14 protein-coding genes are annotated in these 22,484 nt (G+C 72.9%); 10 read left to right on the top strand and 4 right to left on the bottom strand.

Annotation, left to right across the window (positions count from 1 at the left end):
* The first annotated feature begins 104 nt into the window (after window positions 1-104).
* Together smc and ABZ873_RS22480 are read left to right on the top strand one after the other, a co-directional pair.
* Complete coding sequence (smc, locus tag ABZ873_RS22475; RefSeq protein WP_360874889.1) at window positions 105-3,650, top strand: chromosome segregation protein SMC; 3,546 nt, start codon at window positions 105-107, stop codon at window positions 3,648-3,650.
* 183 nt (window positions 3,651-3,833) lie between these two features.
* Window positions 3,834-5,267: a sugar porter family MFS transporter gene (locus ABZ873_RS22480; RefSeq protein ID WP_360874891.1), complete on the top strand. Its 1,434-nt coding sequence runs from the start codon at window positions 3,834-3,836 to the stop codon at window positions 5,265-5,267.
* A 42-nt stretch (window positions 5,268-5,309) separates the two neighbouring features.
* Here the strand turns inward: ABZ873_RS22480 and ABZ873_RS22485 are convergent, their stop codons facing one another.
* Window positions 5,310-6,296, bottom strand: a complete 987-nt coding sequence (locus ABZ873_RS22485) for an LLM class flavin-dependent oxidoreductase (protein WP_360874894.1) — start codon at window positions 6,294-6,296, stop codon at window positions 5,310-5,312.
* A gap of 58 nt (window positions 6,297-6,354) precedes the next feature.
* Window positions 6,355-7,815 (bottom strand): cytosine permease, encoded by a 1,461-nt coding sequence (locus ABZ873_RS22490; RefSeq protein WP_360874897.1) that lies wholly within the window; start codon window positions 7,813-7,815, stop codon window positions 6,355-6,357.
* A gap of 183 nt (window positions 7,816-7,998) precedes the next feature.
* On the opposite strand from ABZ873_RS22490, the gene ftsY reads away from it, so the two are divergent.
* Window positions 7,999-9,207, top strand: a complete 1,209-nt coding sequence (gene ftsY / locus ABZ873_RS22495; RefSeq protein ID WP_360874899.1) for a signal recognition particle-docking protein FtsY — start codon at window positions 7,999-8,001, stop codon at window positions 9,205-9,207.
* A gap of 106 nt (window positions 9,208-9,313) precedes the next feature.
* On the opposite strand, the gene ABZ873_RS22500 is transcribed toward ftsY, so the two are convergent.
* A complete protein-coding gene (locus ABZ873_RS22500; RefSeq protein WP_360874928.1) occupies window positions 9,314-9,931 on the bottom strand; it encodes a bifunctional DNA primase/polymerase in 618 nt (205 codons plus the stop codon).
* Window positions 9,932-10,362: 431 nt separating this feature from the next.
* Between ABZ873_RS22500 and ABZ873_RS22505 the strand changes: the two genes are divergently transcribed.
* From ABZ873_RS22505 to ftsH, 6 genes are all read left to right on the top strand, one after another.
* Entirely contained in the window at window positions 10,363-11,853 is a 1,491-nt protein-coding gene (locus ABZ873_RS22505) for a hypothetical protein (protein ID WP_360874902.1), read from the top strand.
* A gap of 290 nt (window positions 11,854-12,143) precedes the next feature.
* Window positions 12,144-13,487: an ammonium transporter gene (locus ABZ873_RS22510; RefSeq protein ID WP_360874904.1), complete on the top strand. Its 1,344-nt coding sequence runs from the start codon at window positions 12,144-12,146 to the stop codon at window positions 13,485-13,487.
* A complete protein-coding gene (locus ABZ873_RS22515) occupies window positions 13,484-13,822 on the top strand; it encodes a P-II family nitrogen regulator (protein ID WP_360874907.1) in 339 nt (112 codons plus the stop codon). Before ABZ873_RS22510 ends, ABZ873_RS22515 begins: the two co-directional genes overlap by 4 nt.
* Before the next feature lie 17 nt (window positions 13,823-13,839).
* Window positions 13,840-16,266, top strand: coding sequence for a [protein-PII] uridylyltransferase (locus ABZ873_RS22520; protein WP_360874910.1), 2,427 nt, complete (start codon window positions 13,840-13,842; stop codon window positions 16,264-16,266).
* 137 nt (window positions 16,267-16,403) lie between these two features.
* Window positions 16,404-17,975, top strand: coding sequence for a signal recognition particle protein (gene ffh, locus ABZ873_RS22525; RefSeq protein ID WP_360874912.1), 1,572 nt, complete (start codon window positions 16,404-16,406; stop codon window positions 17,973-17,975).
* A gap of 148 nt (window positions 17,976-18,123) precedes the next feature.
* Window positions 18,124-20,064, top strand: coding sequence for an ATP-dependent zinc metalloprotease FtsH (gene ftsH / locus ABZ873_RS22530; protein WP_360874915.1), 1,941 nt, complete (start codon window positions 18,124-18,126; stop codon window positions 20,062-20,064).
* Window positions 20,065-20,100: 36 nt separating this feature from the next.
* Here the strand turns inward: ftsH and ABZ873_RS22535 are convergent, their stop codons facing one another.
* Complete coding sequence (locus tag ABZ873_RS22535) at window positions 20,101-20,778, bottom strand: methyltransferase type 11 (RefSeq protein WP_360874917.1); 678 nt, start codon at window positions 20,776-20,778, stop codon at window positions 20,101-20,103.
* A 131-nt stretch (window positions 20,779-20,909) separates the two neighbouring features.
* On the opposite strand from ABZ873_RS22535, the gene proS reads away from it, so the two are divergent.
* Entirely contained in the window at window positions 20,910-22,322 is a 1,413-nt protein-coding gene (proS, locus tag ABZ873_RS22540; RefSeq protein WP_360874919.1) for a proline--tRNA ligase, read from the top strand.
* The last annotated feature ends 162 nt before the right edge of the window (window positions 22,323-22,484 follow it).

The following is a 22,484-nucleotide window of genomic DNA, read 5'->3' on the forward strand; positions in this document are numbered from 1 at the left end:
CGCTCGGGCCCGCAGGGCCAGGTGGGGGGCGTGGTGCTTGTGACGTCGATCGTGCCCGGCACCTTCATGGGTGAAACCGGGGGCGAGAGGTAGAGTCCGGCTGCGTGCACCTCAAGTCCCTGACCCTGCGTGGCTTCAAGTCCTTCGCCTCCGCCACCACCCTGCGCTTCGAACCGGGCATCACCTGTGTGGTGGGGCCGAACGGCTCGGGCAAGTCCAATGTGGTGGACGCGCTGTCCTGGGTCATGGGCGAGCAGGGGGCCAAGTCCCTGCGCGGCGGGAAGATGGAGGACGTCATCTTCGCCGGGACCACCGGCCGGCCGCCGCTCGGGCGCGCCGAGGTGTCCCTGACCATCGACAACTCCGACGGCGCGCTGCCCATCGACTACGCCGAAGTGACCATCACCCGGATCATGTTCCGCGGCGGCAGCAGCGAGTACCAGATCAACGGTGACACCTGCCGGCTGCTGGACATCCAGGACCTGCTGTCCGACTCCGGCATCGGCCGCGAGATGCACGTGATCGTCGGCCAGGGCCAGCTGGACTCCGTCCTGCACGCCGACCCCATGGGCCGCCGCGCCTTCATCGAGGAGGCGGCCGGCGTACTCAAGCACCGCAAGCGCAAGGAGAAGGCGCTGCGGAAGCTCGACGCGATGCAGGCCAATCTCGCGCGGGTGCAGGACCTCGGGGACGAGCTGCGCCGGCAGCTCAAGCCGCTGGGACGGCAGGCGGCGGTCGCCCGGCGCGCGGCCGTCATCCAGGCCGACCTGCGCGACGCGCGGCTGCGGCTGCTCGCCGACGACCTGGTCGGTCTGCGGCGCGCACTCGACGCGGAGATCGCGGACGAGGCGGCACTCAAGGAGCGCAAGGAGAGCGCCGAGGCGCGGCTCGCGGTGGCGCTGCGGCGCGAGGCCGAGCTGGAGGAGGCCGTACGGGAGCTGGCGCCGCGGCTCCAGCGGGCGCAGCAGACCTGGTACGAGCTCTCCCAGCTGGCCGAGCGGATCCGCGGCACCGCCTCCCTCGCGGACGCGCGGGTCAAGTCCGCGACCGCGCCGGTGGAGGAGGAGCGGCGCGGCCGGGACCCGGAGGACCTGGAGCGCGAGGCCGAGCGGATCCGCGAGCAGGAGGCCGAGCTGACGGCGGCCCTGGAGGCGGCTTCCCGGGCCCTGGAGGACACCAGCGGGCACCGGGCCGAGCTGGAACGGGAGCTCGCGGACGAGGAACGGCGGCTGCGGGACGCCGCGCGGGCCCTCGCGGACCGGCGCGAGGGGCTGGCCCGGCTGACGGGACGGCTCGGCGCGGCCCGCTCCCGCGCGGGGGCGGCGCAGGCCGAGATCGACCGGCTGAGCCTGGCGCGGGACGAGGCGCAGGCCCGGGCGGCCGGGGCGCAGGCGGAGTACGAGGCGCTGGCGGAGGAGGTCGGCGGGCTCGACGAGCCCTCGGCGGAGGCGGACCACGAGACGGCGCGGGCCGGGCTGGAAGAGGCCGAGGCCGCGCTCGGCTCCGCGCGGGAGGACCTGGCGGCGGCGGAACGCGCGCGGGCGGCGGTCTCGGCCCGCCGGGACGCCCTGGCGCTGGGGCTGCGCCGCAAGGACGGTACGGGCGCGCTGCTCGCGGCGCGGGAACGGCTGGCGGGCCTGCTCGGGCCCGCGGCGGAACGGCTCACGGTGACCCCGGGGTACGAGGCCGCCGTGGCGGCGGCGCTGGGCTCGGCGGCGGACGCCCTGGCGGTGGCCTCCCCGCAAGCGGCGGCCGGGGCCATCCGCCACCTCCGCGAGGCCGACGCGGGCCGTGCCACCTTCCTGATCGCTTCGCCCCGCGCGGCCCACCCGGAGACCCCGCCCGCCGGGCCGGGTTCCGCCGCGGAGTTCATCGGCGGGGACGAGGACCTGGTGCGGGCCGTGGCCTGGGTGCTGCGGGAGCACGTCGTGGTCGGCACCCTCGACGAGGCCGCAGCGCGGGTCGCGGGGGAGCCGGGCACGGTGGCGGTCACCCGGGAGGGGGATGTGCTCGGCGCGCGTCTCGCGCACGGGGGTTCGGCCGGGGCGCCGAGCCTGATCGAGGTGCAGGCGGCGGTGGACGAGGCCGCGGCCGAGCTCACCCGCCTGGACGAACGCTGCGGGGAACTCGACGCGGCGCGGACAGCGGCGCAGGAGCGGCGGCAGGACGCGGCGGCCCTGGTGGACGAGCTGGCGGAGCGGCGGCGCGCCGCCGAGCAGGCCCGCGCCGGGGTCGCGCAGCAGCTCGGGCGGCTCGCCGGGCAGGCGAAGGGGGCCGCCGGAGAGGCCGAACGGGCCGCGGCCGCCGCGGCCAAGGCCCAGGAGGCGCTGGAGCAGGCGCAGGCCGAGGTCGAGGAATGCGCGGAACGGCTCGCGGTGGCCGAGGAGATCCCGGTGGAGGAGGAGCCGGACAGCTCCCGCCGGGACCGCCTCGCGGCCGACGGGGCGAACGCCCGCCAGACCGAGATGGAGGCGCGGCTCCAGCTGCGTACCCATGAGGAACGGGTCAAGGGGCTCGCCGGGCGGGCGGACTCCCTCGACCGGGCGGCCCGCGCCGAACGCGAGGCCCGCACCCGCGCCGAGCGCCGCCGCGCCCGGCGCCGGCACGAGGCGGAGGTGGCCGGGGCGGTCGCGGACGGGGCCCGCCAGCTCCTCGCGCATGTGGAGGTCTCCCTCCACCGGGCCGAGGCCGAACGCGCCCTGGCCGAGCGGGCCAAGGGGCTGCGCGAACAGGAGCTCGGCGAGGCGCGCACCACCGGCCGCGAGCTCAAGAGCGAGCTGGACAAGCTCACCGACTCCGTCCACCGCGGCGAGGTGCTGGGCGCCGAGCAGCGGCTGCGCATCGAGGCGCTGGAGGCGAAGGCGCTGGAGGAGTTCGGCATGGAGCCGGTCGGGCTCGTCGCCGAATACGGCCCCGACCAGCCCGTTCCGCCGTCCCCGCCCGCCGACGGCGAGACGCTGCCGGAGGATCCGGAGCACCCGCGCAACCGGCCCGGCCCCTTCGTACGGGTGCAGCAGGAGAAGCGGCTCAAGGCGGCCGAACGGGCCTATCAGCAGCTCGGCAAGGTCAATCCGCTGGCGCTGGAGGAGTTCGCCGCGCTGGAGGAGCGCCACCAGTTCCTCAGCGAGCAGCTGGAGGATCTTCGCAAGACCAGGGCCGACCTCCTTCAAGTGGTGAAGGAGGTCGACCAGCGGGTCGAGCAGGTGTTCACCGAGGCGTACCGGGACACGGCCCGCGAATTCGAGGGGGTGTTCGCGCGCTTGTTCCCGGGCGGTGAGGGCAGGTTGCTGCTGACCGACCCGGACAACATGCTCACCACGGGGGTGGAGGTGGAGGCCCGCCCGCCGGGGAAGAAGGTGAAGCGGCTGTCGCTGCTCTCCGGCGGCGAGCGCTCGCTGACGGCCGTGGCACTGCTGGTCTCCATCTTCAAGGCACGGCCCAGCCCGTTCTACGTGATGGACGAGGTGGAGGCCGCGCTCGATGACACCAATCTCCAGCGGCTGATCCGGATCATGGAGGAGCTGCAGGAGAGCTCCCAGCTGATCGTGATCACGCACCAGAAGCGGACGATGGAGGTCGCGGACGCGCTCTACGGCGTCTCCATGCAGGGCGACGGGGTGTCCAAGGTCATCAGTCAGAGGCTTCGCTGAGTCCGATTCCTTCAAGAAGTGAATTCAGATGCGGCGCTATGTGGTTCACATGAAGTTCATCCGAAGTATTGACTTCACGAAATGAACGCATAGGCTCGCTCCGCTGTCTCCCGCCTTCGGGTGGTGCCCGATCTTGACCTGTGCGCCACTGTAAGGACGGACGAAACCCCCACGGAGCCCACCTTGACCAGCAGCACAGCGCACGCGCCGACGCCCGGCGGCGGATCCTCGCCGCAGCCCGACCACCTCGGTCACGTCATCTTCATCACCGCGGCCGCTGCCATGGGCGGCTTCCTCTTCGGATACGACAGCTCCGTCATCAACGGCGCCGTCGTCGCCATCCGCGAACGCTTCGACGTCGGCTCCGAGGCGCTCGCCCAGGTGATCGCCGCCGCGCTGATCGGCTGCGCCATCGGCGCCGCCACCGCCGGCCGCCTCGCCGACCGGATCGGCCGCATCCGCTGCATGCAGATCGCGGCCGTGCTCTTCACCGCGAGCGCCATCGGCTCGGCCCTGCCGTTCGCCCTCTGGGACCTCGCCATGTGGCGCGTAATCGGCGGCTTCGGCATCGGCATGGCCTCCGTCATCGGCCCCGCCTACATCGCGGAGGTCTCCCCGCCCGCCTACCGCGGCCGGCTCGCCTCCTTCCAGCAGGCCGCCATCGTCATCGGCATCGCCGTCTCCCAGCTCGTCAACTGGGGCATCCTCAACCTCGCCGACGGGGACCAGCGCGGCGACCTCGCCGGCCTGGAGGCATGGCAGTGGATGCTGGGCGTCATGGTCGTCCCGGCCGTGCTCTACGGGCTGATGTCCTTCGTCATCCCGGAGTCCCCCCGCTTCCTGATCTCCGTCGGCCGCACCGACGAGGCCCGCAAGGTACTCACCGAGGTCGAGGGCACCAAGATCGACCTCGACGGCCGGGTCCGGGAGATCGAGCACGCGATGCGCTCCGAGCACAAGTCCACCTTCCGGGACCTGCTCGGCGGACGCTTCGGCTTCCTGCCCATCGTCTGGATCGGCATCGGCCTCTCCGTCTTCCAGCAGCTCGTCGGCATCAATGTGATCTTCTACTACAGCTCCTCGCTGTGGCAGTCGGTCGGCATCGACCCGTCCAGCTCCTTCCTCTACTCCTTCACCACGTCGATCATCAACATCATCGGCACCGTGATCGCGATGATCTTCGTCGACCGGATCGGCCGCAAGCCGCTCGCCCTCATCGGCTCCGCCGGTATGGCGATCTCCCTCGGCCTCTGCGCCTGGGCCTTCTCCTTCACCACCGGCACCGGCGACGACATCACCATGCCCGACGCCCAGGGCACCGTCGCCCTGGTCGCCGCGCACACCTTCGTGCTCTTCTTCGCCCTCTCCTGGGGCGTGGTGGTCTGGGTCCTGCTCGGCGAGATGTTCCCCAACCGCATCCGGGCCGCCGCGCTCGGCGTCGCCGCCTCGGCCCAGTGGATCGCCAACTGGATCATCACCGTGTCGTTCCCGTCGCTCTCGGACTGGAACCTCTCCGGTGCCTACGTGATCTACACCGTCTTCGCACTGCTCTCGATCCCGTTCGTCCTCAAGTGGGTGCCGGAGACCAAGGGCAAGGCGCTGGAGGAGATGGGGTAACCATCCCCCGCCACCACCCCTTCTCCTCGGTACTGCCCCGGCTCAGCCCTTGAGCCGGGGCAGTACCCGTTCGCAGAGCAGGTGCAGGCTGCGCCAGCCCTCGTCCAGGGGCATCCCGCCGCACAGCGGGTGCAGGACCAGGTTCCCCGCCTCGCCCGCGGCGCGGCCGTACGCGACCGCCTCCTCCGGGGTCAGCACCCGGTAGACGCCCTCCTCGCGCAGCTCCGCCACCGAGCGCGCGGCCGACCGTACGGCGCTGCGGATGTCCTTGGACTGCCAGGAGGCGTACATCCCCGCCTCGTGCAGGAAGTGCCCGCCGTACTCGGCCCAGACCCGGTCCGGGTCCTCCGCGATGTGCAGCAGCGGGGTCTCGGCCGCCGGCATCATGCAGAAGCCCTCAGTGCCGTACTCCGCCAGCCGCGCGGCGTAGTACGCCTCCAGCTCCGGCAGGTGCGCGCTGGGGAAGAACGGCAGCCCCAGCCGGGCCGCCCGCCGGGCCGCCGCCTCGGAGCTGCCGCCCACCAGCAGCAGCGGATGCGGCCGGGTGAAGGGCGCCGGGGTGACCCGCACCGTGCGGCCGCGGAAGGTGAAGGGCTCGCCGGTCCACGCTTTCAGCAGGGTCTCCAGCAGCTCGTCCTGGAGCCGCCCGCGCCGGCCCCACTCCACGCCGTGCTGCTCGTACTCCTCCGGCCGGTAGCCGATGCCCGCGACGGTCACCAGCCGTCCGCCGCTCAGCAGGTCGAGCACCGCGATGTCCTCGGCCACCTTGAGCGGGTCGTGCAGCGGGCCGATGATCGCCGACACGGTGACGGCGATCCGGCGGGTGGCGCCGAGGACGGCGCCCGCGAAGACGAAGGGGGAGGGCATCCAGTTGTTGGCGGTGCCGTGGTGCTCCTCGGTCTGGACGGTGTCGATCCCGCGGTCGTCGGCGTACCGCGCCATCTCCAGCGCCGCCCGGTAGCGGTCGGAGAGGGAGCCGGGGGTGCCGTGCGGGTCGACCAGGTTGAAGCGGGCCACGGTGACGGGCATGGAGAGGTCCCCCTTCGCCGGATGGGGTGGGCGAAGGGGGACGTTAGCTGACGCAGCGTCAGTTGGACAGGGATCCGGCCGCTACGGACTCCCGCTCCGGGGCGGCCGCCGGAGCGGCCGGCACCGCGCGCGGCAGGACGGCGTACAGCACGCCCGAGGTCACGATGCCCACCACCCAGCCCAGGCCGTTGCGCCCGAGCCAGGTGCCGGCCAGCGGGCCGGCGAACCAGTCCACCTTCGTGAACAGCAGCCCCACCACCAGCGCCACCGCCCACGCGCTCATCGCCTGCCAGGCGAAGCCGCCCCTGTACCAGTAGGCGCTGGTCCGGGTGGTGTCCAGCAGCGCGGGGCCGTCGTAGGACGGGCGGCGCAGCATGTCCACGCCGAAGACGCCGATCCACGCCGAGAAGGCCACGGCCAGCAGGGTGAGGAAGGAGATGAAGGAGCCGAAGAAGCTCGTCGCGACCACCATCAGCAGGAAGCCGAAGACCAGGCTGATCACCGCGTTCACACTGACCGCCCAGGCGCGCGGGACCTTGATGCCCAGGGTCTGCGCGGTGAAGCCGGCCGAGTACATGGACATCGAGTTGATCAGCAGCATGCCGACCAGCGCGACCAGCAGGTACGGCACCGCGATCCAGGTCGGCAGCAGCTCGCCGATGAAGGAGACCGGGTCCTGCGCGGTGGCCAGGTCCGGGGTGCCCACCGCCATCACCGCGCCCATCAGCACCATCGGCAGGACCACGATGCCGGCGCCGCCGACGGTCGCGCCGACCACGCCCCGCGAGGAGGCCGTACGCGGCAGGTAGCGGGTGAAGTCCGGGCCCGAGGGCACCCAGCTGATGCCGCCGGCCGCGATCGTGCCGATGCCCGCGATCATCATCGCGGTGGAGCCCGCCGGCTTGCCGAAGACCGCCGACCAGTCGGTGGTGAACAGCAGATAGCCGAGGACCAGCACGCTGAACGCGCCGAAGAGGTACGTCGACCAGGTCGAGCACACCCGCAGCGCGCTGATGCCGAGGCCCGAGACCACGAAGGTGCAGCCCACGAAGAACAACAGGGTGACGACGATGAGCGGGGTGCTGCCGCGCACCCCGAAGAGCAGGTCCAGCACCGTCAGCACGGCGTAGGCGCCGCTGACCGCGTTGATCGTCTCCCAGCCCCAGCGGGCCACCCAGATCAGCGCGCCCGGGAAGAGGTTGCCGCGCTGCCCGAACACGGCCCGCGAGAGCGCCATGCCCGGGGCGCCGCCGCGCTTCCCGGCGATGGATATCAGGCCGACCATCCCGTACGAGACCACCGGCGCGACGGCCGCGACGACCAGCACCTGCCAGATGTTCAGCCCGTTGAAGATCACCAGGCCCGCGCCCATGGTCAGCAGCAGCACGCTGATGTTCGCGGCCACCCAGGTCGGGACCAGCTCGCGGACCCGGCCGGTGCGCTCACCGTCCGGGACGGGCTCCAGGCCGCGGGTCTCCAGCGCGGATTCGGTTCCGCCGTCGGCGGGCTCGGCAGGCATGCGGCTGCTCCCTGGGAGGTGTGAGGGGAAGTCGCCCATCATCGTAGATGTGCCGCTAAAACGACAAACGGCGGCTTCGTCCCCGCCGGGGCGACCGGGTTCCGGCCCCGGCCGGAGGCGTTCCCGCCTCCGGCGCCCGGGGTCCCCGGCTCCGAGGCGGCCGTGGCCGATACTGGGGGGGTTATGGACATCCTCATCCTTGCTCTAGTCATCGCCCTGGTCGCGGTCGGCGCGATCACGGGGCTCGTGGTCGGCGGCCGCAAGAAGAAGCAGCTGCCGCCCCCGCCCCCGAGCACGCCGACCATCACTGCCCCGCCTGCCGAACCGCAGGTGGGGGAGGACGCCGTAGAGACGGCGGAAGAGCCGCGCCGCACGATCGAGGAGGTCGGACTCCCGGAGGCCGAGGCTCCCGTCGAAGCGCCGGTGGCCGAGCCCGAGGCTCCGGCCGCGCCCGCGATCGAGGTGCCGGAGCCCACCGCCGGCCGCCTGGTCCGGCTGCGCGCCCGCCTCGCCCGGTCGCAGAACACCCTCGGCAAGGGGCTGCTCACGCTGCTCTCCCGCGAGCACCTCGACGAGGACACCTGGGAGGAGATCGAGGAGACCCTCCTCATCGCCGACGTCGGTGTCGTCCCCACCCAGGAGCTGGTCGACCGGCTCCGCGAGCGGGTCAAGGTGCTCGGCACCCGGACCCCGGCGGACCTGCGCGCCCTGCTCAAGGAGGAGCTGCTGACCCTCGTCGGCACCGACCTCGACCGCGCCGTGAAGACGGAGAGCGGCGAGGACACCCCCGGCGTGATCATGGTCGTCGGCGTCAACGGCACCGGCAAGACCACCACCACCGGCAAGCTCGCCCGCGTACTCGTCGCCGACGGCCGCAGCGTGGTGCTCGGCGCCGCCGACACCTTCCGCGCCGCCGCCGCCGACCAGCTCCAGACCTGGGGCGAGCGCGTCGGCGCCCGTACCGTGCGCGGCCCCGAGGGCGGCGACCCGGCCTCGATCGCCTACGACGCGGTCAAGGAGGGCATCTCCGAGGGCGCCGACGTGGTGCTCATCGACACCGCCGGCCGGCTGCACACCAAGACCGGCCTCATGGACGAGCTCGGCAAGGTCAAGCGCGTCGTGGAGAAGCACGGCCCGCTGGACGAGATCCTGCTCGTCCTGGACGCCACCACCGGGCAGAACGGCCTGATGCAGGCGCGCGTCTTCGCCGAGGTCGTGGACATCACCGGCATCGTCCTCACCAAGCTCGACGGCACGGCCAAGGGCGGCATCGTCATCGCCGTCCAGCGTGAGCTGGGCGTCCCGGTCAAGCTCATCGGCCTCGGTGAGGGCGCCGACGACCTGGCCCCCTTCGAGCCCGAGGCGTTCGTCGACGCCCTGATCGGCGACTGAGCGGCCGATCGGCCGATCGGCGGCGCACACGACAGCGCGCATACGGGTGCCCCCGCGTTCCGCCCGGAACGCGGGGGCACCGTCGTACGCGGGGGAGGCGCGGGGCCTAGCGGCGGAAGCGGTGGCAGATGTACGCCAGCGTGCCCAGCAGCAGGCGGGCCTGCGGGGGGCGGCCCGCCGAGTCCAGGGTGGGCGGCCGCAGCCAGCCGGCCTGCCCGAGCCCCGGCCGATCCGAGGACGGGGCGGTCACGTAGCACCCCTGGCCCAGGGCCCGCAGGTCCAGGTCGGCGTCGTCCCAGCCCATCCGGTACAGCAGCTGCGGCAGCTCCGCCGCCGCGCCCGGGGCCACGAAGAACTGCGTCCGGCCCTCCGCCGTCACCAGGACCGGGCCGAGCGGCAGGCCCATCCGCTCCAGCCGCACCAGCGCGCGCCGGCCGGCCTCCTCCGCCACCTCGATGACGTCGAAGGAGCGGCCCACGGGCAGCAGGATCGCCGCGCCCGGACAGCGCTCCCAGGTCCGCGTGACCTCGTCGAGGGTGGCCCCGGCCGCCACCGTGGGGGCGAAGGCGAGCGGGTGCGCGCCGGTCGCCCCGGGGACCACGTCCCAGCCCCACAGCCCGGTGTACTCCGCCACCGCCGTGCACTCCGAGGAGGTCCGGCCGCGGCGCCGGGTGCCGGAACGGAACTCCCTGGTACCGCGGCTGCCGCCGATCGTGAAGCCCATGCCCATTCCCATGCCCATGCCCCCTCCAACGGGTCGGACGCGCCGGTGGTTACGACGCCTGCGGTGACGGGCTCGCCGGCGCCGCCGCGGCGGCCCGCCGCGAGGTGTCCCGGCCGCCGCCCGGCGCACTCCTCGCCGCGCGCGCCCCTGGCGCACTCCAGTCCAACCGGTCCGTTTCACCGTGGTGTCAAGTGAATCGCGCCTGGCCGGTGGCGGGTTCATTCGAAGGGGTGGCGAATGGTGGCGTTTCCGCGAACGCCCTCGCCGCAGGGGTGATCGTAGGATTACTTTCGGTACACGAAGCCCCAAGGTCTGCCCGCCCGTGGGTATGCCGGAGGCAATCGGTGGAGGACCTGTGAAGGTCCCTGGAGGCACACCGCCTCCGGGCCAGGGTTTCGTGAGGAAGAGACTGAGCGGATGGGGGCGTTCCAGTGAGCGGCAACGGCGCAAGCGGAACGAGCGAGGGCGCCGCCGCGCGCAACGACCAGCTGAGCTCGTGGTTCGTCCGCAGCGGATGGTCCAAGGGCGAGCTCGCCCGCCAGGTCAACCGCCGCGCCCGCCAGATGGGCGCCCACCACATCAGCACCGACACCTCCCGCGTACGCCGCTGGCTGGACGGCGAGCAGCCCCGCGAGCCCGTACCGCGCATCCTCTCCGAGCTGTTCTCCGAACGCTTCGGCTCCGTCGTCGCCATCGAACAGCTCGGCCTGCGCACCGCCCACCAGACCCCCTCCGTCTCCGGGGTGGACCTGCCCTGGGCCGGCCCGCAGACCGTCGAACTGCTCGGCGAGTTCTCCCGCAGCGACCTGATGCTGGCCCGCCGCGGCTTCCTCGGGACCTCGCTCGCCCTCTCCGCCGGGCCCGCCCTCATCGAGCCCATGCAGCGCTGGCTCGTCCCGGCCCCGGCCGCCGACCCGGGAGCGCGCGGGGCGGGGCCCTCGGGCGCCCTGGGCGGCCACCGCCCGCCCCGGCTCTCCGCACCGGAACTGGACCTCCTCGACGCCACCACCGTCATGTTCCGTCAGTGGGACGCCCAGTGCGGGGGCGGACTGCGCCGCAAGGCCGTCGTCGGCCAGCTCCACGAGGTCACCGACCTGCTCCAGGAGAAGCACCCGGCCCCCGTCATGAAGCGGCTCTTCAAGGTCGCCGCGGAACTGGCCGAACTGGCCGGCTGGATGAGCTACGACATCGGCCTGCACCCCACCGCCCAGAAGTACTTCGTCCTCGCCCTGCACGCCGCCAAGGAGGCCGGCGACAAGCCCCTGGGCTCCTACATCCTCTCCAACATGAGCCGCCAGATGATCCACCTCGGCCGCCCCGAGGACGCCCTGGAACTCATCCACCTCGCGCAGTACGGCAGCCGCGACTGCGCCGGCCCGCGCACCCAGGCCATGCTGTATGCGATGGAGGCCCGCGCCTACGCCAACATGGGCCAGCCCAGCCGCTGCAAGCGGGCCGTGCGGATGGCCGAGGACACCTTCTCCGACGCCGGCTTCGGCGGGGAGCCCGAGCCCGACTGGATCCGCTTCTTCTCCGAGGCCGAACTGAACGGCGAGAATTCCCACTCCTACCGCGACCTCGCCTACGTCGCCGGGCGCAGCCCGATGTACGCCTCCCTCGCCGAGCCCGTCATGGAACGCGCCGTCGAGCTCTTCGGGAAGGACGAGGAGCACCAGCGCTCCTACGCCCTCAACCTCATCGGCATGGCCACCGTCCACCTGCTCCGGCGCGAGCCCGAGCAGGCCGCGAGCTTCGTCGACCGGGCCCTCGACGTGGCGGGAAAGGTGCGCTCCGAACGGGTGAACACCCGGCTGCGCAAAACCGTCGACAGCGCCGCCCGTGAATACGGCGACGTCGCCGACGTGGTCCGGCTCACCGACCACCTCGCCTCCCGCCTCCCCGAGGCGGCGGAGGCCGTCTGACGGCCCGAGGCCGTCCCCCGAGGCCCCGGCCGCGGCAGTCCACCCCGAGAAGCCCGATCAGGCTCCCCCAGCCAGGACCTCCGGGCACTGCCGCGGCCGGCCGCACCACCACCCAGTTCATGGACGCGTAACACGCCCGACCTCTTCGTCATCGGGGCGAAACACCGAGCGGCGCCGCCGGAAACCGGCCTGCGCGAATCTCAGGGCCAATAACCGGCCAGCTCCCCACAGCCGCCGCTCAGGTTCCCACGATCGCCCGCACGCGAACGTACGACGACGAGGAGACGCCGATGGCATCAGCCATCACGACCCTCGCGGCAGACACCCCGACCCTGTCTGCCGCGAACACCGGGTTCATGCTCATCTGCTCCGCCCTGGTCATGCTGATGACCCCGGGACTCGCCTTCTTCTACGGAGGCATGGTCCGCGTCAAGAGCAGCCTGAACATGCTGATGATGAGCTTCATCAGCCTCGGGATCGTCACGATCCTCTGGGTCCTCTACGGGTTCAGCCTCGCCTTCGGCACCGACTCCGGCTCCCTCATCGGCTGGAACTCCGACTACGTGGGCCTCAGCGGCATCGGCATCACCGAGCTCTGGGACGGCTACACCATCCCGGTCTACGTCTTCGCCGTCTTCCAGCTCATGTTCGCCGTCATCACCCCGGCCCTGATCAGCGGCGCCCTCGCCGACCGCGTCAAATTCAGCGCCTGGATCCTCTTCACCGCCCTCTGGGTCACCGTCGTCTACTTCCCCGTCGCCCACTGGGTCTGGGGCGCCGGCGGCTGGCTCTTCGAGCTCGGCGTCATCGACTTCGCCGGCGGCACCGCCGTCCACATCAACGCCGGCGCCGCCGCCCTCGGCGTGATCCTCGTCATCGGCAAGCGCGTCGGCTTCAAGAAGGACCCGATGCGCCCCCACAGCCTCCCCCTGGTGATGCTCGGCGCCGGCCTCCTCTGGTTCGGCTGGTTCGGCTTCAACGCGGGCTCCTGGCTCGGCAACGACGACGGCGTCGGCGCCGTCATGTTCGTCAACACCCAGGTCGCCACCGCCGCCGCCATGCTCGCCTGGCTCGGCTACGAGAAGCTGCGCCACGGCTCCTTCACCACCCTCGGCGCCGCCTCCGGCGCCGTCGCCGGACTCGTCGCCATCACCCCGGCCGGCGGCTCGGTCAGCCCGCTCGGCGCCATCGCCGTCGGCGCCATCGCCGGTCTGCTCTGCGCCATGGCCGTGGGCCTCAAGTACCGGTTCGGCTACGACGACTCCCTCGACGTCGTCGGCGTCCACCTCGTCGGCGGAGTCGCCGGCTCCCTGCTCGTCGGCTTCTTCGCCACCGGCGGGGTCCAGTCCGACGCGGCCGGCCTCTTCTACGGCGGCGGCCTGGAACAGCTCGGCAAGCAGGCCATCGGCGTCTTCTCCGTCCTCGCCTACTCTCTGGTGGCATCCGCGCTGCTCGCCTTCCTCCTGGACCGCACCATGGGGATGCGGGTCACCGAGGACGACGAGGTCACCGGCATCGACCAGACCGAGCACGCCGAGACCGCGTACGACTTCAGCGGCGCCGGTGGCGGAGCAGCCGCGCGGAGCACCACCGCCCCCACCCTCTCCGCCACGAGCAAGAAGGTCGACGCATGAAGCTGATCACCGCCATCGTCAAGCCGCACAAGCTGGACGAGATCAAGGACGCGCTCCAGGCGTTCGGAGTGCAGGGCCTCACCGTCAGCGAGGCCAGCGGCTACGGCCGCCAGCGCGGCCACACCGAGGTCTACCGCGGCGCCGAGTACCAGGTCGACCTCGTCCCGAAGATCCGCATCGAGGTCCTGGTCGAGGACGACGACGCCGAACAGCTCATCGAGGTCGTCGTGAGCGCCGCCAGCACCGGCAAGATCGGTGACGGCAAGGTGTGGAGCGTCCCGGTGGACTCGGTCGTCCGGGTCCGCACCGGCGAGCGCGGCGCCGACGCGCTCTAGACGACGGGAGCATCTGGGTGACGAGCGTCGAAGACACCACCGGCCGCACCGCCGGCTCGGGACCCAGCGGCTACGCCGCGGCCCGGCTGCGACTCCTCCAGGAGGAGTCGCGGTCCGGGCCCGCCCGGCGTTCCGCCCTGGCCGGGCTGACCGACGACTGGCTGAGCGCACTGTTCACGACCGCCGTACGCGAGAGCGGGGTCCGCGGAGCCACCCTCGTGGCCGTCGGCGGCTACGGGCGGGCCGAACTCTCCCCCCGCAGCGACCTCGACCTGGTCCTGCTCCACGACGGCAAGGCAGACCCGAAGGCCCTCGCCGCCCTGGCCGACCGCCTCTGGTACCCGGTGTGGGACCTCGGCTTGGCCCTGGACCACTCCGTACGCACCCCCGCCGAGGCCCGCAGGACCGCCGCCGAGGACCTCAAGGTCCACCTCGGCCTGCTGGACGCCCGCTCCGTCGCCGGGGACGCGGGCCTCCTCGCCGGACTGCGCACCTCCGTCCTGGCCGACTGGCGCAACCAGGCGCCCAGGAGGCTCCCCGAACTGCACTCCCTCTGCCGCGAGCGCGCCGAACGGGCCGGGGAGCTGCGCTTCCTCCTCGAACCCGACCTCAAGGAGGCCCGCGGCGGGCTCCGCGACATCACCGCGCTGCGGGCCGTCGCCGCCTCCTGGCTGGCCGACGCCCCCCGCGAGGGCCTGGCCGAGGCCCGGCGCCGGCTCCTCGACACCCGCGACGCCCTCCACCTGGTCACCGGCCGGGCCACCGACCGCCTCTCGCTCCAGGAGCACGACCAGGTCGCCGCCCAGCTCGGACTGCTCGACGCCGACGCGCTGCTGCGCGAGGTGTACGAGGCCGCGCGCGTGGTCGCGTACGCCGGAGACGTCACCTGGCGCGAGGTCGGGCGGGTCCTGCGGGCCCGCGCCGCCCGGCCCCGGCTGCGCGGCCTCCTCGGCGGGCGCGGGGAGCGGACCGTCCCCCGGGCACCCCTCGCCGAAGGCATCGTCGAGTCCGACGGCGAGGCCGTCCTCGCCCTCGCCGCCCGGCCCGACCGGGACGCCGTCCTGCCGCTGCGCCTCGCCGCGGCCGCCGCGCAGGCCGGACTGCCCGTCTCGCCGCACGCCGTCCGCCGGCTCGCCACCCAGGCCAAACCGCTGCCCGTGCCCTGGCCGGCCGAGGCCCGCGAGCAGCTGCTCACCCTGCTGGGCGCGGGCGAGCCCACCGTGGCCGTCTGGGAGGCCATGGAGGCCGAGGGGCTGATCACCCGGCTGCTCCCGGACTGGGAACGCGTCCGCTGCCGCCCCCAGCGCAATCCCGTCCACACCTGGACCGTGGACCGCCACCTCATCGAGACGGCCGTCCGCGCCGCGGCCCTCACCCGCCGCGTCCACCGCCCCGACCTGCTGCTCATGGCCGCCCTGCTGCACGACATCGGCAAGGGCTGGCCCGGCGACCACTCCGTGGTCGGGCAGACCATCGCCCAGGACATGGCCGCGCGCGTCGGCTTCGGCCCCGAGGACGTCGCCGTGCTCGGCACGCTCGTCCGCCACCACCTGCTGCTCATCGACACCGCGACCCGGCGCGACCTCGACGACCCGGCCACCCTCCGGTCGGTCGCCGACGCCGTCGGCTCCGTGGGGACCCTGGAGATACTGCACGCCCTGACCGAGGCCGACGCCCTCGCCACCGGCCCCGCCGCCTGGAGCGCCTGGCGCGGCTCCCTCGTGGCGGACCTCGTCGCCCGCGTCGCCGCGGTACTGCGCGGCACCGCCCCCGCCGAACGGGCACCGGAGATCCCCAGCACCGAGCAGGAACGGCTGGCCGTGGAGGCCCTGCGTACGGGGGAGCCGGTGCTGGCGCTGCACGCCCGCCACGAGGAGGACGCGGTCGGCGTGGAACTGGTCCTGGCCGTCCCCGACCAGCCGGGGCTGCTCCCGGCCGCCGCCGGGGTGCTGGCCCTGCACCGGCTCACCGTACGGGCGGCCGACCTGCGCTCCGTCGAGCTTCCCGACCGGCTCGGGGAGGTACTGGTGCTGCGCTGGCGGGTGGCCGCGGAGTACGGGGCGCTCCCGGAGGCGGCCCGGCTCCGTACCGACCTGGTCCGCGCGCTGGACGGCTCGCTCGATGTCCCCGCCCGGCTCGCGGACCGCGAGGCCGCCTACCCGCGCCGGCGCGGGGTGGTCCCGCCGCCGCCCCGCGTCACGGTGGTCCCGGAGGTCTCCCCGCTGGCGACGGTCCTGGAGGTCCGGGCACCGGACGCGGTGGGGCTGCTGCACCGGATCGGCCGCGCCCTGGAATCCGGCGGGGTCCGCGTCCGCAGCGCGCACGTCTCCACGCTGGGCGCGAACGCGGTCGACACCCTGTACGTGACCACCCCGGAGGGCAAACCCCTGGACCCGGCGGCGGCCACGGCCCTCGCCGAGCGGGTGGCATCGGCCCTGGCCTAGCCTCCGCGAGCACCGGACCCCGCCGTTCCCCGGGGCACCCGCCCCGGGGAATCCCGACCACAGGACCGGAGGAGCGGCGGGGGCGGATACCCTGGGGGACGACCACCACGCCCCCGACCCGAGGAATCGCGACCACCGTGTTCGATACGCTCTCCGACCGCTTGGCGAATACCTTCAAGGGCCTGCGCGGCAAAGGCCGGCTGTCCGAGGCTGACATCGACGCGGCGGCCCGGGAAATCCGTATCGCGCTCCTCGAAGCCGACGTCGCCCTCCCGGTCGTCCGCTCCTTCATCGCGAACGTCAAGGAACGCGCGCGCGGCGAAGAGGTCAGCAAGGCGCTGAATCCCGGCCAGCAGGTGCTGAAGATCGTCAACGACGAGCTCATCACCATCCTCGGCGGCGAGACCCGCCGGCTGCGCTTCGCCAAGACCGCCCCGACCGTGATCATGCTGGCCGGTCTCCAGGGTGCCGGTAAGACCACTCTCGCCGGAAAGCTCGGCCTCTGGCTCAAGGGGCAGGGCCACGCCCCGCTGCTCGTCGCCTGCGACCTCCAGCGCCCCAACGCCGTCAACCAGCTCTCCGTCGTCGCCGACCGCGCGGGCGTCGCCGTCTACGCGCCCCAGCCGGGCAACGGCGTCGGCGACCCGGTCCAGGTCGCGAAGGACTCCGTCGAGTACGCGCGCACCAAGCAGTTCGACATCGTCATCGTCGACACCGCCGGCCGCCTCGGTATCGACGCCGAGCTGATGCAGCAGGCCGCGGACATCCGTGACGCCGTCAGCCCCGACGAGATCCTTTTCGTCGTCGACGCCATGATCGGCCAGGACGCGGTCAACACCGCCGAGGCGTTCCGCGACGGCGTCGGCTTCGACGGCGTGGTGCTCTCCAAGCTCGACGGCGACGCCCGCGGTGGTGCCGCGCTCTCCATCGCGCACGTCACCGGCAAGCAGATCATGTTCGCCTCGAACGGCGAGAAGCTCGACGAGTTCGACGCCTTCCACCCCGACCGCATGGCGGGCCGGATCCTCGACATGGGTGACATGCTCACCCTCATCGAGCAGGCCGAGAAGACCTTCTCGCAGGCCGAGGCCGAGAAGATGGCGGCCAAGCTCGCCAAGGGCCCCAAGGAGTTCACGCTCGACGACTTCCTGGCCCAGATGGAGCAGGTCCGCAAGATGGGCTCCATCTCCAAGCTGCTCGGCATGCTGCCCGGCATGGGGCAGATCAAGGAGCAGATCAACAACATCGACGAGCGCGATGTCGACCGCACCGCGGCGATCATCAAGTCGATGACCCCGGCCGAGCGCCAGGACCCGACGATCATCAACGGCTCGCGCCGCGCCCGTATCGCCAAGGGCTCCGGCACCGAGGTCAGCGCGGTCAAGGCGCTGGTCGAGCGGTTCTTCGACGCCCGCAAGATGATGTCCCGCATGGCCCAGGGCGGCGGCATGCCCGGTATGCCGGGCATCCCCGGGATGGGCGGCGGCCCCGGCCGGCAGAAGAAGCAGATCAAGCAGGCCAAGGGCAAGCGCAAGAGCGGCAACCCCATGAAGCGCAAGGCGGACGAGGAGGCGGCCGCCGCGCGCCGCGAGCAGGGTCCGCAGACGGCCGACCCGGCTGCCGCCTCCAACCCCTTCGGTCTGCCCCCGGGCGGCCTGGACGGGCAGAACTTCGACCTTCCGGACGAGTTCAAGAAGTTCATGAAGTAGCACGCGGGAGCTCCCGCGACGAGGGCCCCGGCCGGGTACGAACGGCCGGGGCCCTTCCGCTGCCACCAGAGCGACATGTCGATTTGTCGCTTATGGTCGTCGGGGAGGAAGGACGTCCGGACCTCCGGACGCCCGAAGGAGGCGCCCCGTGCCCAGCCCCACCCCGGTACCTCCCCGCGACCGGGCCGACACGCCCTGGCGCTCGGAGGGCGCGCCGCCCACCCCGCCGCCCCGCAGGCGCATGCCCGGCGGCTGGCGCGGGCTGATCCTCGCCGCCGCGGTGGTCTTCGTCATCGCCAACGTCGTGCTCTCCTTCTTCAACGAGGGCGACGAGCCGACGATCTCCTACACCGAGTTCAGCAAGCAGGTCGCCGCCGGGAACGTCTCCACGATCTACGCCAAGGGCGACGCCATCCAGGGCGAGCTGAAATCCGGCCGGCCGAAGCCCGACGGCGGCAAGGGCGACTACAAGACCTTCGAGACCCAGCGGCCCGCCTTCGCCGAGGACGACCTGTGGGCGAACCTCACGCGGCAGAACGTCACCGTCACGGCCTCACCCGTCGTCGTACAGCGCAGCTTCCTCGCCAACCTCCTGCTCTCCCTCGCCCCCATGCTGCTGCTCGTCCTGCTGTGGGTGGTCATCGCCCGCCGGATGGGCGGCGCGATGGGCGGGGCCGTGGGCGGGCTCGGCCGCAAGGCGCCGCCCAAGCCGGTGGAACTGGACAGCGGCGCCCGGCGCACCACCTTCGAGGACGTCGCGGGCATCGACGAGGTCGAGGGCGAGCTCAACGATGTCGTGGACTTCCTGGAGCACCCGCAGGAATACCGGCGGATGGGGGCCCGCATGCCCGGCGGGGTGCTGCTCTCCGGACCGCCCGGCACCGGCAAGACCCTCCTGGCGCGGGCCGTCGCGGGGGAGGCCGGGGTGCCGTTCTTCTCGGCCTCCGCCTCCGAGTTCATCGAGATGATCGTCGGCGTCGGCGCCTCCCGGGTCCGGGAGCTCTTCGCCGAGGCGCGCAAGGTCGCCCCCGCGATCATCTTCATCGACGAGATCGACACCATCGGCCGGGCCCGGGGCGGCGCCGCCGGCATGGGCGGCCACGACGAACGCGAGCAGACCCTCAACCAGATCCTCACCGAGATGGACGGCTTCTCCGGCTCCGAGGGCGTGGTCGTGCTGGCCGCCACCAACCGCGCCGATGTCCTGGACCCCGCGCTGACCCGGCCGGGCCGCTTCGACCGCATGGTCGTCGTCCCGCCGCCCGACCGCGCCGGGCGCGAGGCCATCCTGCGCATCCACACCCGGGACATCCCGCTCGCCGAGGGGGTGGACCTGGCGCAGGTGGCCCGTACCACCCCCGGCATGACCGGGGCCGAGCTCGCCAACCTCGCCAACGAGGCCGCGCTGCTCGCCGTCAAACGCCGGCGGTCCGAGGTCACCGCCTCCGACCTCTCGGACGCCCTGGAGAAGGTCCAGCTCGGCGCGGAACGGCCGCTCGTCATGCCCGAGGAGGAGCGCCGGCGCACCGCCTACCACGAGGGCGGGCACGCCCTGCTGGGCATGCTCCAGCCCGGCGCCGACCCCGTACGCAAGATCACCATCGTGCCCCGGGGGCGCGCGCTCGGCGTCACCCTCTCCACCCCGGACGCCGACCGGTACGCGTACACCGAGGAGTACCTGCGCGGCCGCATCATCGGAGCGCTCGGCGGTATGGCGGCCGAGCACCTCGTCTACAACGTCGTCACCACCGGGGCGGAGAACGACCTGGAGCAGGTCACCACCATCGTCCGCGGCATGGTCGGCCGCTGGGGCATGAGCGAGCGCGTCGGACGCCTGACCGCCGTGCCCTCCGACGGACAGAGCCCCTACGGACTCTCCGCCGCCCCCGCCACCCTCGACGCGGTGGACCACGAGATGCGCCGCATCGTCGACGAGTGCTACGAGGAGGCGTGCCGGCTGCTCCGCGAGAACCGCCCCAGGCTGGACGCGCTGGCGCGGGCCCTGCTCGCCGAGGAGACCCTGGACGAGGCCGCCGCCTACGCCGCCGCCGGGATCACCCGGCTGACGAAGGACCACGGCACCGCCTGACGGTCCACCGGGCGGCCCGCATCCGCCCGGGGGACGTCAGCCCACGCGGGCGATCACGTACCGGAAGATGTTCGGCAGCCACACCGCGCCGTCGGCTCGCCCGAACGGGTGAAGCGCCTCCGCCAGCTCCTTCTCCGCCAGCGCGGAATCGGCCGCGCCGTCGTAGAGCCCCGTCGACAGCAGCCCGCGCACCGCGCTGTCCACGTCCGCGTAGCCGAACGGGCAGAACACCCGCCCCGAGCCGTCCGGCCGCAGCCCGGCCTCCTCCGCGAGCGCGTCCAGGTCCCGGGGCGCCGGGCCGCCGCCCAGCACCGAGGGCACCGTGCAGCGCTCCGCGGGACCCCAGCCCGCCAGCACCACGGCCCCGCCGCGCCGCACCGCGGGCAGCGCCGCCGCCAGCGCCCCCGCCGGGGGCGAGAAGGCCAGCAGCGCGTCGTACGGCCGGGCCCCCTGCTGCGGGGCCGCCCGTACGTCGAGCAGCCGCTCGCGGGCCAGGGCCCGCCGGGCCGGGTCCGGCTCCACCCCCGTGGCCGCGGCTCCCCGCCCGGCGGCCAGCAGCAGGGCCAGCCCGGCCCCGCAGCCGAGATCGAGCAGCCGGTCGCCCGGCCCGACCTCCAGCCGGTCGTAGACCGCCTCGTACAGCGGTACCAGCATCCGTTCCTGGATCTCCGCCCAGTCCCGGGCGACGAGTGTCGCGGTCGGCGTCGGTGTCATCGAAAGAGCGCTCCTGATTCCGTGTCGCCCCCCTGCCCCCGTTGACAGAGAACTCCCCAATCGCCCTCCCGTCCAGAGGAGCGCGGCACCCGATTCACGCATCCCGCGCCACGCGCCGTACGATGCGCGGCATGGCTAAGGCACCCGTTCTCACCCCCCAGGCGGAGGATTTCCCCCGCTGGTACCAGGATCTGATCAACAAGGCCGAGCTGGCCGACAACGGTCCGGTCCGCGGCACCATGGTCATCCGACCGTACGGCTACGGCCTGTGGGAGCGGATGCAGCAGGAGATGGACGCGCGGATCAAGGACGCGGGGGCCCAGAACGCCTACTTCCCGCTCTTCATCCCGCAGTCCTACCTGACGCGGGAGGCCGAGCACGTCGAGGGCTTCGCCCCCGAGCTGGCGGTCGTCACCCACGGCGGCGGCAAGGAGCTGGAGGAGCCGGTCGTCGTCCGGCCCACGTCCGAGACGATCATCAACGACTACTTCTCCAAGTGGGTCCAGAGCTACCGCGACCTGCCCCTGCTGATCAACCAGTGGGCGAACGTGGTCCGCTGGGAGATGCGCCCCCGCGTGTTCCTCCGTACGAGCGAGTTCCTCTGGCAGGAGGGCCACACGGCCCACGCCACCTACGAGGACGCGCGCGACTACGCGGCGCGGATCCACCGGGACGTGTACGGCGACTTCATGACCAACGTGCTCGGCATCGACGTGGTCCTCGGCCGCAAGACCGCCAAGGAGCGCTTCGCCGGCGCCATCAACACCCTCACGCTCGAAGGCATGATGGGCGACGGCAAGGCCCTCCAGATGGGCACGAGCCACGAGCTCGGCACCAACTTCGCCAAGGCGTTCAACACGCAGTACCTGTCCAAGGAGGGCCAGCAGGAGCTGGTCTGGCAGACCTCGTGGGGTGTCTCCACCCGCATGGTCGGCGGCCTGATCATGTCGCACGGCGACGACAACGGCCTGCGCGTCCCGCCGCGGCTGGCGCACGTCCAGGTCGTCGTCATGGCGATCAAGGGCGACGAGGCCGTGGCCAAGGTCCGCGAGCTGGGCGACCGGCTCAAGGCCGCCGGTATCCGCGTGCACGTGGACGACCGCGTCGACACCCCCTTCGGCCGCCGCGCCGTGGACTGGGAGCTCAAGGGCGTACCGGTGCGCGTCGAGATCGGCCCCCGCGACCTGGAGGCCGGCACCGCGATGCTGGCCCGCCGGATCCCGGGCGGGAAGACCCCGGTGCAGATCGACGCCCTCGCCGACCTGCTGCCCAAGGTGCTGGACGAGGACCAGGCGCAGCTGCTGCGCGAGTCCCGCGAGCGCCGTGAGGCCCGTACCACCGACGTCGCCACCATCGAGGAGGCCGGCGAGGCCGCCGTCGCGGGCGGCTGGGCGCGGATCCCGTGGGCCGACCTGGGCCCGGAGGGCGAGGCGAAGCTGGCCGAGCAGGCCGTGTCCGTGCGCTGCCTGGTGGCCGAGGACGGGTCGGTGCCGGAGGCGGACGACGCCCCGGGTACCCTCGCGATCGTCGCGCGTTCCTACTGACCGCGCGCGTCCGGCGAAGGCTTCCGCGCCCCGGGGGCCCGCGCCGGGCGGGCGGCGGGGGCGGGGCGGGGGGGGGGCGGTTGGTAACGACACCCCCCGGGGTGGGGGCCCCCCGCCCCGGCGGGGCGCCAAAGGGGGGAAAATATGGTTGGTGGGAAAAAT

The sequence above is a fragment of the Streptomyces sp. NPDC047014 genome (genome assembly GCF_040644195.1).
GTDB lineage: Bacteria > Actinomycetota > Actinomycetes > Streptomycetales > Streptomycetaceae > Streptomyces.

Excerpts from the sequence above, each read along its gene's own strand:
- ABZ873_RS22485 (WP_360874894.1), bottom strand. The coding sequence starts at position 6,296 with ATGCCCGTCACCGTGGCCCGCTTCAACCTGGTCGACCCGCACGGCACC.
- ABZ873_RS22490 (WP_360874897.1), bottom strand. The coding sequence starts at position 7,815 with ATGCCTGCCGAGCCCGCCGACGGCGGAACCGAATCCGCGCTGGAGACC.
- ftsY (WP_360874899.1), top strand. The coding sequence starts at position 7,999 with ATGGACATCCTCATCCTTGCTCTAGTCATCGCCCTGGTCGCGGTCGGC.
- ABZ873_RS22500 (WP_360874928.1), bottom strand. The coding sequence starts at position 9,931 with ATGGGCTTCACGATCGGCGGCAGCCGCGGTACCAGGGAGTTCCGTTCC.
- ABZ873_RS22510 (WP_360874904.1), top strand. The coding sequence starts at position 12,144 with ATGGCATCAGCCATCACGACCCTCGCGGCAGACACCCCGACCCTGTCT.
- ABZ873_RS22515 (WP_360874907.1), top strand. The coding sequence starts at position 13,484 with ATGAAGCTGATCACCGCCATCGTCAAGCCGCACAAGCTGGACGAGATC.
- ABZ873_RS22535 (WP_360874917.1), bottom strand. The coding sequence starts at position 20,778 with ATGACACCGACGCCGACCGCGACACTCGTCGCCCGGGACTGGGCGGAG.
- proS (WP_360874919.1), top strand. The coding sequence starts at position 20,910 with ATGGCTAAGGCACCCGTTCTCACCCCCCAGGCGGAGGATTTCCCCCGC.